This window comes from Propionispira arboris (assembly GCF_900109225.1).
Classification (GTDB): Bacteria; Bacillota; Negativicutes; order Selenomonadales; family Selenomonadaceae; genus Propionispira; species Propionispira arboris.
The window spans coordinates 36,481-50,172 of the sequence record NZ_FNZK01000004.1 but is presented as its reverse complement, the minus strand read 5'-3'; the positions used below and the strand labels follow the sequence as shown (position 1 = coordinate 50,172).

At 38.7% G+C, this 13,692-nt stretch carries 11 protein-coding genes and 1 riboswitch; all 11 genes read right to left on the bottom strand.

Features of this window, described 5'->3' with window-relative positions; all coding sequences use genetic code 11:
- Positions 1 to 98: 98 nt before the first annotated feature.
- The gene (locus tag BMY14_RS05085; RefSeq protein WP_091829792.1) at positions 99 to 908 is read right to left on the bottom strand and encodes a TIGR03915 family putative DNA repair protein; all 810 of its coding nucleotides are present in this window, start codon (positions 906 to 908) and stop codon (positions 99 to 101) included.
- The gene (locus BMY14_RS05080; protein WP_091829790.1) at positions 887 to 2,209 is read right to left on the bottom strand and encodes a putative DNA modification/repair radical SAM protein; all 1,323 of its coding nucleotides are present in this window, start codon (positions 2,207 to 2,209) and stop codon (positions 887 to 889) included. The genes BMY14_RS05085 and BMY14_RS05080 overlap by 22 nt, the downstream gene beginning before the upstream one ends.
- 136 nt (positions 2,210 to 2,345) lie before the next feature.
- The gene (locus BMY14_RS05075) at positions 2,346 to 4,370 is read right to left on the bottom strand and encodes a methyl-accepting chemotaxis protein (RefSeq protein ID WP_091829788.1); all 2,025 of its coding nucleotides are present in this window, start codon (positions 4,368 to 4,370) and stop codon (positions 2,346 to 2,348) included.
- 138 nt (positions 4,371 to 4,508) lie between these two features.
- Entirely contained in the window at positions 4,509 to 5,060 is a 552-nt protein-coding gene (locus BMY14_RS05070; protein WP_091829786.1) for a hotdog family protein, read from the bottom strand.
- Between the two features lie 99 nt (positions 5,061 to 5,159).
- Positions 5,160 to 6,221 carry a hypothetical protein gene (locus tag BMY14_RS05065; protein WP_091829784.1) on the bottom strand — a complete coding sequence of 354 codons (1,062 nt, stop codon included), beginning with the start codon at positions 6,219 to 6,221 and terminating at the stop codon, positions 5,160 to 5,162.
- A gap of 261 nt (positions 6,222 to 6,482) precedes the next feature.
- On the bottom strand, positions 6,483 to 7,949 hold the full coding sequence (locus BMY14_RS05060; RefSeq protein WP_091829782.1) for an oligopeptide:H+ symporter: 1,467 nt from the start codon (positions 7,947 to 7,949) through the stop codon (positions 6,483 to 6,485).
- A gap of 319 nt (positions 7,950 to 8,268) precedes the next feature.
- Entirely contained in the window at positions 8,269 to 9,528 is a 1,260-nt protein-coding gene (locus BMY14_RS05055) for an HD-GYP domain-containing protein (RefSeq protein ID WP_091829780.1), read from the bottom strand.
- A 55-nt stretch (positions 9,529 to 9,583) separates the two neighbouring features.
- Positions 9,584 to 10,531: a diguanylate cyclase gene (locus BMY14_RS05050; protein WP_019552485.1), complete on the bottom strand. Its 948-nt coding sequence runs from the start codon at positions 10,529 to 10,531 to the stop codon at positions 9,584 to 9,586.
- Between the two features lie 84 nt (positions 10,532 to 10,615).
- A riboswitch (cyclic di-GMP riboswitch) is annotated at positions 10,616 to 10,703 on the bottom strand.
- A gap of 116 nt (positions 10,704 to 10,819) precedes the next feature.
- On the bottom strand, positions 10,820 to 12,178 hold the full coding sequence (gene brnQ / locus BMY14_RS05045; protein WP_091829778.1) for a branched-chain amino acid transport system II carrier protein: 1,359 nt from the start codon (positions 12,176 to 12,178) through the stop codon (positions 10,820 to 10,822).
- Between the two features lie 269 nt (positions 12,179 to 12,447).
- A complete protein-coding gene (locus tag BMY14_RS05040; protein WP_091829776.1) occupies positions 12,448 to 13,284 on the bottom strand; it encodes a family 1 encapsulin nanocompartment shell protein in 837 nt (278 codons plus the stop codon).
- Positions 13,285 to 13,298: 14 nt separating this feature from the next.
- A complete protein-coding gene (locus BMY14_RS05035) occupies positions 13,299 to 13,673 on the bottom strand; it encodes a demethoxyubiquinone hydroxylase family protein (protein ID WP_091829774.1) in 375 nt (124 codons plus the stop codon).
- Between the last annotated feature and the right edge of the window lie 19 nt (positions 13,674 to 13,692).

Here is a 13,692-nt window from a genome sequence, read left to right as displayed (position 1 = left end):
ATAAACACCTCACCTGCTATCATTATAAAACATTGATTTCATAAGCACAACAGTCTAATGAATCCGTTGCATCATAATTGATAAAAATCGTTGCTCGCTTACTTGTATTTGACAGGTAATTTTTCAGGTCCATTCGGAATTTTTCGTCTTAGCGTTGGTGCGCTCTGGAATTCAGTCATATAATCCCAGTATCGTTTTGGCATCTGTGTCATCCGGCATTTTTCATTATGCCGCCCCTTGATTTCAATCGTATCATAAAATAATTTCCATAACTGCCGAAACTGGATTTCCGTTTCGTCAAATTCTGGCATTTCTAAGGCATCAATGGGTACAATGCGAGATTGATAAGGTTGATACAGCAGACCCATCTGATGGGTCTTATCATAAATCAAAAACCGTTCTTCCGGATACCGTTCCATAAAATGCTGTTTCAAGAGCGGTAAAACAAAGTTTTTTGGTCCAATCTCACTAATAAGAACCTGATTTGCCACCGAAAAGCGAATAAACCCCTTCAATAGATGTGATTCTTTTTGCAGATGCTGTACCGCTTTATAAAGTGGATAAACAATCTCATCCGTAAGACGATTCATAATCTGCGGACCACATTTATAGGCTTGTCGTAAAAAAAGCAAAATATAAAGCTCTTTTTCAGGAAAGCAGGTTAAAAAAGCCTGGCAGACAAATTCATAGACCTCATAACTTATTTTTTTAGGAATCGAGCTTTGCACCCGTTTTGCTTTCATGGGATCTGTCAAAATGTCTTTGCCGGCAAGCAGCATACTTTGCCGATAGTCCGGTCCAATGATTGCCAGCGGAATTTCTTTTTTATCATAGGATTCAAAAACGCAGCAAAGCAAGCCTTCAAAACTACCATCATAGTTATAAATTACAGCGGCAGTGGCAGACATGCAATCAACTCCTTCGCACCAACTTCCAAGACTGAATTTGGTTCAAATAAAGAAAGCTGACGTCCTCCTATAAGATCCGTTCCATAAAGTTTTGCTTCGCGTGCTGACATCATCGCCCGAAGTACTACCTGACGTGACATATCCAATCCTGGCAGCTTACGCCCTCTGCAGCTAATAAAATATTGGGCTCGTTTCATCACGACCCCTAGCTTTTTAAGCCCATCAAAGCTTAATATACCACTGCGCCGTGCAGCAATGATCCTATGGGCGGAACGTACACCAATCCCTGGTACTCGCAATAAATCTTCAAATGGAGCTCGATTGACATCCATTGGGAAAAACTCCATATGATGCAATGCCCAATTGCATTTTGGATCAACATACGGATGAAAATTTTCGTTTTCCTCATCGAGCAGTTCTTTGGCGGCGAAGCCATAAAATCGAAGCAGCCAGTCTGCTTGATAGAGACGGTGTTCCCGCCATAGCGGCGGTTTGGTATCCAGTGATGGCAGAAATTGATCTTCCATCACTGGCATATATGCCGAAAAGAAAACTCGTTTTAAATTATAACTCCGATAAAGGCCTTCTGTAAGATTCAATATTTGTCGATCCGTTTCAGGGGATGCTCCGATAATCATTTGAGTGCTCTGACCTGCTGGCGCAAATTTCGGTGCATGGCGATATTTTACCAGATCATGACAATTTTCTTCAATTCGGCCTTTAATATAAGACATCGGTGTTAATATCGAATGCTTGGTTTTATCAGGTGCCAAAAGTTGCAAACTATGTTGTGATGGCATTTCTATATTCACACTCATCCTGTCCGCGAGCATCCCCAGGCGGGCAATCAATAGACTATCTGCACCGGGAATGGCTTTCGCATGAATATATCCATTAAATTTATATTCTTCCCGCAAAATCCGTAATGTTTCAATCATTTGTTCACAGGTATAGTCAGGACTCCGGACAACTCCTGAACTTAAAAATAAACCTTCAATATAATTACGTCTGTAAAACTGGATTGCCAAATCAGCCAATTCCTTTGGTGTAAAAGCTGCTTTTTCTGTTTCAGCCGAACGCCGATTGACACAATATTTACAATCATAGATACAGATATTCGTAAAAAGCACCTTCAAAAGCGATACACATCGTCCATCGCCAGCAAATGTATGGCAGATTCCACAAGCTGAAGCACTGCCGATACCGCCGCGTACTGATTTTTTATCTACGCCGCTGGACGTACAGGCAGCATCATATTTGGCCGCATCACTCAAAATTTTCAATTTAGCAAATATATCCACATTGCTCGCTCCTCATAGTACTTTATAAAATTAACTTAATCTATTATATATCAGAACACTAGTTCTAGTAAAGTGAAAAAATTTAAAACGGCTCTTGATTCACAATAAATCAAGAGCCGTTTTTTTGTATTACTTTTTATATTTTAAACTGCTGTACTTCCTGTTGCAGCTTTTCTGCCATAGATGCAAGATTTTGGCTGGCATTCGCAATATCTTGCATGGAAGCCGCCTGCTGCTGAGTCGCAGCTGACACAGTCTCTGATTGTTCAGCAGCATCTTTGCTTAAACCATCAATTTTTTGTACATTCCCTACAATCAGTTCACTATTATTGGCCATATGTTCAATCGCTGCCGAGATATCCTGTGCCTGGGCAGATACTTCCTGAACAAAGCCCACAATCTGGTGGAATGCTTCTCCGGTGGAGCCAACTACTTGTGTCCCAATCTTAACCTGTTGGCTGCCTTCGTTCATAGCCACAACTGCATTGTGTGTATCGTTTTGAATTTCCATAATCAAATCAGAAATTTGTTTCGCGGCCATCTGTGAACCTTCAGCAAGTTTACGGACTTCTTCGGCAACCACCGCAAAGCCTCGTCCTGTCTCACCCGCCCGAGCTGCTTCAATCGCAGCATTCAGTGCCAGAAGATTTGTCTGTCCGGCTATGCCCGAAATGGTATCCACAATTTGTCCGATTTCTTTTGATCTTTCGCCTAACACCGTAACTACTTGAACGGAATCATTCGTTGCCTTTTCAATTCGATTCATCTGCTCAATCGCCTTGGTAACGCTTTCGCCGCCACTTTGTGCCACCGCTGCTGCATTACCACTTTTAGTCGCCGTTTCATTCGCATTTTTAGAAACATCGCGAATAGCCAAAGACAAATCCTCCACAGCAGTGGTCGTACCTTTCACTGCTGCAAGCTGCGTTGTCATGCCTTGTGCGATCGTAGCAATGGATGCTGCAACCTGGTCCGAGGCCTCTGATGACTGTTCTGATGTTGCGGTAAGCTCTTGTGAAGAAGCCGCCAGCGTCTGTGACGATTCACCAACAGCCTTCATCAAGCTGCGGACTTTCGTTCGCATGTCACGTATAGCCTGTGCTAACATACCAAATTCATCCCGTGTTGTAATGCGAGCTGGTTTCTCGGTAAAATCACCTTCGGCCATCTCATTCATTGTTTCAACCATGGTCTGAAGTGGTCTTACCAGTTTCTTTGCCGCAAACCAAATAACCAGAGAAATCAATAAGATCACGACAATAGAAAGCCCCATCATAATTAGTAAAATTTTATGCGCTGCAGCAAAAATTTCATCTTCATAGGAAACAGCAGCAACGCTCCAGCCCGCTGTCGGAATTGCTTCGAAAAAGGCAATCTTTTTTTCGCCAGATTGCGTTGTATAGCGATAAATACCACTTTGCCCCTCCAGCATTTTTGTCCCCAGCTGCCTGATTTCAGGATCTTCATCCTCACTGATTTTTTTCTTCATGATATAGTCATCACTTGGATGAACAACAAAGGTGCCATCTTGCGCAATTAAGATGCCATATCCCCTGTCGCCGATTTTCAGGTTTTGTACTTTCTGAGCGATGGCTTCAACATAAATAGCTGCCAAAACCATACCAATATTTTTATTGTTGTTATCTTTAATTAATGAAATTGCATTTACAATCGTTTTCCCTGTAGCTTGTGAAACAACGGGCGGTGACATAAATGATTTTTTTTGCCCTTGCATCGTTTCTTTATACCAAGCTTTATCTCCAACTGACATCAATTTTGGTCCGGCAGCAGCCTGCCCCCATAAAACTCCTGAATTGTCAAAATACCCCCAACTTACACTGTCGTATGTATTTGGCAATTTTTCCTGCATTAGTTGAAAACGATGTTCATTATTTTTCGTTGCTGTAACCGGATCGGCAACAGCATTACGAGCCGCCGGATTTGATGCGGCAGTTTGCGTTTCAAATAGTCGTGCGTCGAGCCAGGCATCAATATTTTCCGCTACCTCTTTTGTTTCACGCTGCGATCCACCCAATAATTCCGTTTCAAGGACTGCATCTACATATTTGTATGAAACAAACGATAAAAGAAGGAATCCTAAAATAGTAACAGGTAAAATGAATAAAAGCACTTTTCCTTTAAAAGATATATCTTTAAACATAGATTTTCCATCCTTCCCTGAACAGCATAATCTAAAAAATAGTTTTGGTTCTTGGTGCAAAACTACATATAATGCATTAAAGCAGCCTATCCGTCTGCCATATAAAATATTTAATGCCACTTAATCTATGATTGTATTTTATTTGTTTATATCAACTTTTCCCTTAAAAATCATTTCATGTCCATTATAACCAATAAATTCTCCGCTGTGTTTCTGCAAGTAAACGATCTGGTTTGCATATAATGGTTTGATGAATTTCATTTCCAGCGAGTTAATATCACCAAAATAATCAGCCAAAGTCCGCAGTAAGAACAGCCCCTGCACAATCGGTTGATCCGTTAAATGAATCGGATTGGTATCATCGGCTTCTTTGGAAAAATCATAGATGGCTTCCTTAGTGAAACTCCGCCAAACCTGTACATCTTTTGGCATACTATGATGACCCGGCAGCACTAAATTTTCTGTTGCGTGCAAGAATAAGGTGATGCGAAGTCTGGCCAGAACAATCTCATTATCGTATAAGTCTATAATAATCAAAACAAACTTCGCTTTTTCTTTTTCAACCATCATATTCGTATGTGTGCCTTTGCCGACTAAATTTCCATATCGCTCAAATTTTGCTTTCGCAATATAAGGCTCTGTATATTGTTCTCCATGCAATGAAGACAATGCTCGTATCAATCGTATCATCAATAGCCCCTTCTTTTATGACCTATTTTATCATACGCAAATTTTCGAAGCGAAGTTTATAAACATGCCTACTGGACTCAGCAAATAGAATGATTCATTTCAATTGGTGTCAGCTTTAACTTTATTAGAAATGAACTCCGCTTCATGTTCAAGTGTCTTTGCTTCTTTCAAGAACTCATTTGCTTCTTTTAATGGTTTCACATCTTTATTATCAAGCCAAAGTGCATATTTTTCACAGTAGCCGATTCGCAAATCACATATTTTAAGGCGTAATCGCTGCAATGTTTGTGCCGCTTCTGGAACTTCAATTTTATTTAGCGCTTCCATTCGTTCATTCCAATCAAGCAGAAGCTCCTCTTTAACAATTTTTTTGAGATCCATTCGCACGTTCTCATTACCCAAATTACTAGTTAGTAAAATTGTTTTCATTTTTTGCTCAATATCAAACACGTTTTTATCATGATTTGCCATTAAAACTTGCGTTGTGTCAATATACGCTTTCATTTGCTGACGCCGGGCATCGGACAATAAAACAATATATTCTTTGAAATTTTTTATTTCCGTGATTCGCCAGATTCCATTCTCTGTTTTTTTCATTAAAAATTCTAACACAAACGGAGCATTGGCCTCTTGATCAAAAATTTTAAGACCAACGACAGCACTGTCATCCGCTTCGTCCATTTTAGTATATTCAATACTTTCAAATTGCATATCTTTGATACCTGATTTGCTTAAAATCATATCCGAATCAATCGGAATCCCCTGATCTACAACTTTTGATGCATCATCATCCCATTTTCCCGATTCAATATAATGATTGATACTGCCCTTAAAAGCTGCTACGATCGGGGCTTTAAACATTTTAGCAAACCCACTTAATGCTACTTTCGCTTCCTCCGGCATAGGGCGTTCGGTTTCAATCAGCCCTTCCATCATCGCATCACAAGCCTTTGTTAATGTACTATCCATATCCACGTATTTTTGAAATTTAACCATATCATGTTTTACTACTGCTTCTTGAATCATTTTCAGTGAATATTCCGGTGTTTTTGTATAATATGAAAAATACCAGAATAAAGTCCCTGCAAATACTGCCAGAATTGCGGTTCCAGCGGCCAATAACTTAACTTTTGTCTGCATCGACAATGACCATCTTTCCATCGCTTTCATCTCCCTCGGAAGAAACTTTACCAATAAAATAGTTCCTTGGATTTCCTCTACCATTTATAATTATGCCACTAGATATCTTCCCGATGCAAGCGGTTAAAACCTTCTCAATTGAGAAAATATATTTAATTTATCCAGAGAAATACAAAGAGCCTGTAGTACCGCACATAAAAGTATAAAAACAAGCGTGTATTTCGTCTCGCTGAGATAAAATACACGCTTATACTTTACTTGGTTCGCAAAATTAATTGAGACTTAATTTTCTACACGATCTTTTTTATTGATCAAACGATTCAATGTTGGTACAGTTGCAATCATAAGAATAGCAATCACAACCGTGACGATCCCTATTTCATTAAATACGTTTGCATAAATTGGCAATGTAACCAATGGATCAACGACACTTTTCGGTACAGTTGTAAGTGTAGCTACCCAGCCGCCAATAACCGCTGCAATCGCTGTTGTCAAAAACCAGGCTCCCATTAGAAAACCAATCATCCGTTGTGGTACCAATTTAGAAATCATCGATAATCCCAATCCGCTGATCAAAAGTTCTCCCATACTTTGGAAAAAATAGGAAGCCACCAGCCACCAAACCGATACAATGCCCTGTGCATTCGCAAATTTCGCCGAAAATCCTAAAATCAAAAAACTAATTGCACATAAACACATGCCAAAAGCAAATTTCCCTGGCATTGACATATCCTGGTCTTTTTTACCAAAATGTGTGTATAACCAAGCTAGTATTGGACTCGCCAACATAATCCAAAACGGATTCAAGGTCTGGAAAACTTCCGGATCATTGATTGTCATTCCCAAAAGCGAATGTTCAACATTCTTTATAGCAAAAAAATTCAAAGATGTTGGCATTTGCTGATATAACGTAAAAAAGACAATCGCTTCAATGATCAAAACAAAAGCAGCAATCAGTTTACTGCGTTCAGCACCTTTTGCTTCAAAAATCATCTTAAAAAATACTAAAAATACCCCGGTACCAACGATTGCCAAAAACCAGTGCGCCACCATTAAATTTGTCAGCATCCAAGCTGATACAAAAATCGCCAGTAAAAGCCCCAGCACAACCACAGCAAATTTCCGCATTGACAGTGGTTCTTTACCAACTGGTGAATCAAGCCCTTTTACCAAGCGCCGGAAAAAGATAAAATTAAGAATTGCAATTACAAGGCCAGCGGCACAAATGCCAAAACCAAGATCCAGCCCATAACTTCCGCCAACAATTGGCACCAGAATCATCGAAAAAAACGACCCCACATTAACTGCCATATAATACATTGTAAAAGCACTATCGAGCTGTGCTTCATTATTTTGATACACTTTCGATAATAAACTCGATGGATTTGCCTTAAAAAGCCCATTACCACAAGCAACAAACCCCAGTGCCAGAAACACCATACTCTTATCACTGCCAGCAATAGCCATCAAAGTGTAGCCTAACATTAAAGTTACGGCACCTAATAAGATTGTTCGCTGCGTTCCGAGCACCTTATCTCCGATATAGCCGCCAATTGATACATAACCATACACCATGGCACTAAAAGCCCCAAAGACTACGAAAGATTCTGCATCATCCATACCTAAACTTTTAACAAAAAAAGAAGCTAATACTGCCTGTAGACCATAATAACCAAACCGTTCCCAAAACTCCAAGAAAAAAATCATATTAAAAGCCTTCGGATGACCTGCTTTTTGAACTGTTTCCATTTATTCGCTCTCCTACTCCCATAAATTTCTCCTGCCAGAGGACATTATAGCACTATATTTTTATATAATAAAGGACTAAATTATTTTTTCACAAAATATTTTTTCTTGATTTTATTAAGTCCGTAAACAAAAAACATTTATATTACAATACAAATCCATATATATTTTTCAGAATAATAATCCATTATCAGTGTACTTTTATATTTTAATTATTTTTTTGTGATTTTTATGTATAAACGACTCCATTATGTATATGATATTGCTTTTTGTAAAATTGTACATAAAAAACCGGCTCATTAACGAGTCGGTTTTTCCATATTTAAGCAAATCTTTCATTTTCTTTTACCGCCAGCCTAGTATCAACTAATAATACGGCATCATCATAATGATCAAATAGAGTTTTTAGGACATTTCCATCAATTTTGTTTTGCTTTACCATATTGGTCATGATATCCTGCACTTTTTGCTTTGGTAAACTCTCACGATAAGGACGCGTTTCAGTAAGGGCAACAAAAATATCCGCTACAGCCAAAATTCGTGATCCCAAAGACAAATCTTTACCGCCAATACGAAATGGATACCCTTGTCCATCTAATGTTTCATGGTGATAGGCTGCCCATTGGGCAATAACTTCAAAATGATCAATCTGTTCTAATATGCGATACGTATAATAGGTATGCTGTCGAACAATCACGACTTCTTCTGCCGTCAATTTACCCGGTTTCTCCAAAATAGCATTTGGGACCGCTAATTTCCCCAAGTCATGCAGTAATCCGGCAATTTCCATGCTTTTCACATCATCTTCACTAAAACCTTCAAGTTTAGCTAAAAAAACAGCCGTTTTCGTCACACTCCGTGAATGATGCGCCGTAAATTTACTAATTTTATCAATTATTTTGGCAAAAATATTTGCAATTTGAATGGCATCATCGGAAGAATAGCGAACAGATCCATAAACATCCAAGGTTTTAAAGAAATTTTCATAATAACTGGCGTTGACTAAATCAAGCCAAAAGCTCTCCGCTTGCATAATTTCGTGAGCCGCTTTCACTAATAATGGATCAAAGACAATCCCGCTTGATCGATCAATGGATTCCAATATCTTTTCCCGTTGGGCAAAAATTGATTGATTATGATGGATCAGAATTTGTACTCGATCCGCTAAATGAATGATCCGGCTTACTAATGGAATCTGCGACCCCTTCAGCCCGCTTTTATTTCCACCACACCAGTAATCATGGTGATAGCGGATGCTCTGTGCCAAGTATCCCAGCTGCGGTGAATCTTTCAACAACAAATAGCCTGCTTCAGCATGTGCTCCCAGGCTTCTTTTTTCAAACGTATCCGTCTGCTGTATTTTTTGCCGCTCGTCCCAGCTGGACGCAGCTCCAATATCATGCAGCAACGCCGCAAAAACCAACGTACGCTGCTCCGTTGCATTCATTGAGATCTGATCGGCAATTTTCTTGCAAATCATAGCCGTCTGCCAATGATGTCTCGACATTCCATTAATCGATAACTCTAATGCCATCGACAAGGCTTTGACTAAATTCACAGGATGTATATCAAAAAAGCGCATAGTATGTCCTCTTCCAAAACAGAAACATGTTAAAATTAGTTAGGAGCACAAACGCTTATGTACGTGGACGCAATGAACGAGATTTCTTGAAGTCTGTATCCAAAAAGACCTGATATGCATTTCGTCCATTGTTTTTCACTTTATATAAAGCTAAATCCGCCATCTCGACCAACTCTTTTTGTCCGCCCGTAATCATCGGTATCGTCGAAGCAATCCCTGTACTTACGGTAATATATGTATCAACGGGGGATTTTTCATTTTCAATTTTCAATGCTGCAATATTATTTTGGATGCGCTGCGCAATACAAACCGCCCCTTGCTGCGGCGTTGCTGGTAGAATAACCATAAATTCTTCACCACCATAACGTGCGACCACATCTCCGGCACGAAGGCTTGACTTTTGCAATGCTTCCGCTACCATACATAAGCATTGATCTCCTGCTACATGTCCATAGAAATCATTATATTTTTTAAAATAGTCGATGTCAATCAATAAGGCAGATAAAACTTCCCCTTTACGCAATGAACCATGCCATTCTTTTTTTAAGGCCTCATCCAAATAACGCCTATTAAATATGCCCGTTAACGCATCACGAAAGGAAAATTTCTCCAAAATATCTCTTTGGTTTTTTAGTGCTAAATGATTTTTGATACGAGCTTTAATCACCAAAGGATGAATTGGTCTAATAATATAATCAACGGCTCCTAGTTCCAGCCCTTTTGTTTCATTTTGACTTTCTCCGCGACCTGACAAAAAAATCACAGGAATTTTTTTCGTGGCAGGATTTGCTTTCAGTTTCCGGCAAACCTCATAGCCATCCATATCAGGCATAACAACATCCAATATAATCAAATCAATTTTTGTTGATTTTACATATTCTAAACATTCTTTACCTGATCGTGCTGTAACTACCTCATAATCCTCACATAAAATATCTTCAATAATTTTCGCATTAAAATATACATCATCAACAATAAGAATCGTTTGCTTTTCTAAATCCATATTTCCCTTCCCACTTTCTTAATCAAGAGATCCACTCATCTTTATATACTATAAAAGACCGCCAGATTACACCATAACACATCCTGATGCAACCTGGCAGTCATAGACTTATAATATCTTTAGACCCACGGCTTTGCGTCCCTATTTTTCAATAGGTTTGCTATTTGGAAAACAACGATTATTTTTAATTATATATAGACATTCTACAATACAATATAAACAATGTCTATTGAAATACAATTGAAAACTATATGAGTCTTCTCCCTTATCCCCAAAACAATACCGTGTTTAATAAGATCTCACTGATTTTCTTTGGCATAGACCAATAATCCACCCCAGTGACAAACCAAACAGCATGGGAATTACCCAGCCCATACCCATATCAAAAAACGGCAGGCAGCTCTGATAGAACAACAAGATTTTTTGAATAAAAGCTTCATTTTTCATATTGTCAGGTATCGCGTTGAATGCATCCCCCACACTGGCAAACAAAGTAAAAATCGTCGTCAATAAATAAACACTTTGTCTATGCTTAAATAAAGGCGATAAAAATGCCAAGATAATCAAGGTAATCGCTAATGGATATAAAAACATTAAGATTGGAATTGATAAAGAAATGATCTGTGTCAAGCCAACATTAGCAATTAAACAGGAAACAATCGTAAATAAAATGACATACGAACGATAACTAAGCAGTGAGGGAAATAGTTCTTTAAAAGTTTCCGCACAAGCAGTAATTAAACCAATGGCTGTTTTTAAGCAGGCCAGCGTTACAATAATTGCCAGCAGCAGACTTCCTGCTGAGCCAAAATAATACTTGGCAATCTGGGCCAAGGCCGTGCCACCATTTGCGGAAAGTTCATATTGTGCCACACTTGTTGCACCGATATAAGCTAAACAGCTGTAGATCATACCCATCAAAAGCACGCTGACCGCGCCAGCTTTCACTGTACCAACCGCAATCCCTCTCGGGCTTTTCACCCCTAACTCCTTTAATGTTTGAACCACAATAATACCAAAAGCCAAAGACGCCAGTGCATCCATCGTATTATAACCTTCAGTAAAACCTTTAAAAAATGGTTCTGTCACATAAGCTCCATGAATTGGTGCATTCATCACAATTCCCATCGGAGAAAAAAAACTACTAAAAATTAAAAATGCTAAAAAGATCAAAAACAGAGGATTGAGAATTTTCCCAATCCAAGTCAAAATTTTATTTGGTCTTAATGAAAAAACAAGTGCAACAAGAAAAAATACAACCGTAAAGCAAGCTAAGCCAAAAGACTGATAAACTGGATTCATATAAGGAACAATTCCTATTTCATAGGAAACCGTACCCGTTCTTGGTAAAGCAAAAAACGGACCGATTGTTAAATAAAGCAAAACCGTCATAGCATAACCATAAAATGGATGAACTCGGCTAGCTAACCCAAACAAACCATCACTTTTAGAAATACCAATTGCCACAACTCCTAGAAAAGGCAATCCGATGCCAGTAACCAAAAAACCAATCGTTGCAGCAAAAACACTGTTTCCTGCTTCTTGCCCCATATGTACCGGAAAAATCAAATTTCCTGCCCCAAAAAACAAACCAAACAACATAGACCCAATTAAGACATACGATGATGCTGTTAATTTTTTATCCATAAAAATATTTTTACAACCTTTCCACTCTAACGAGAACGTCATCCCGACGTTATAAATTTACTCTGACCGTATTGCATTAAAAAAATATGTATAAACAGTATATTACGCGTATGAATTATTATATATCTTTTTATCTGATTTATCAATTCTATGTTCGTTTCATTGCACAATAAGTGGCGGCTTTGCAAGAAAGTAAACATTTTCTCAAAGCCGCCACTTATTATACGTAAAATAACGTAGAATTTTACTTTTTATTTAGTTTGCTAACTTTAACTAAATACTACAATTGCTTCGGGACGTTTAATCCTAAGTAAAATTGTTTCGAGCACTCGGAACAAGTGATTCAATTTTTCAGAACCAAGATATCCTGTAATCATATCCTGTCCGATAACCAAATCTATATTTTGTGGTTCCGCGCAAACCAGTATGGCTTTGCCTGTCCCTAAAGCTGGCGTCATAAATAAATTGCCACCCAACACTTTTTTAATGCGTTCGCTTTCCAACAGTCCTGTATTTTCTTGTAATCTTTGCAGCTGGGTAAATAAATCCGGTGATACCGCTAAAGTGAATTTACCAGCAAAACCTTTAGAAGCTAAACTCTGCAGTCCTTTTACTATATCCTGAAACGCATTTTCGCCCGTTTTCCAGTCACTGATAGCAATTTTCTCGCTACCGTCTGCTGTTGCTAACCCAGCTGTTTTACTCGTTTTATTGCCCAAGAAGATCAACTGATCTTCTTTTCTCGCACAAGCATTCGCAGCAGCTGCTACAAGCGATAAATCCAATGGCAAACCTGTTTGTTTTGCATATTCCATATCCCGCCAGCCAATTGAAAAATCTTTATAGAGCATCGGAACTTCAACAAATTTGCGTGCTTTCACCTGTAATGGTTCTGCTTCAGCTTCACCAAAAAAATCAGACTGACTATCACCTAATTCATTAAATGTGTCCAAATAAACACTTTGTGTTCCCGCTCCGAGCGGTCCATAGACCGGTAAAAACTTCCGTGCGATCAAAACAGCTTTTGCTGCTTGTACAACCGTTGTATCAATGCTCTGCCATGCTTCTTGCGGTAAATCTATATCATTTCTCATTAAATAATCCATGTAAAAGCCCCCTTCTATTCTTTAATCAAACTACCAACTGTCGCAGCACTCGTCGAAATTTTATTATCCGCTGCCTGTTCTTTTGGGGTAAGACCTAATTCTTCAAGCATTTCATGAACCTCTGCTTCGCCAGCTGCAAAATGTGCTGCTTCTTCAGGATCAAGGTGCCGAAGTAATGTCATGAGTTCACCTACGTGTGCTTTTTCTTCATCACGGATATCACACAAAACTTTTTTTGCCACTTCATCATCGGTTGCCATTGCATGAGCATCATATAAAAAAACAGCTTCCAACTCTCCAGCAATATCCAAACGAACAGCCTGAATTAATTCTTCTTTAGAAATTTTCTTGTTTACATTTCCCTGAAACGGATTCGCAAAATTCGGCATAAAATGCACCACCTTTTTT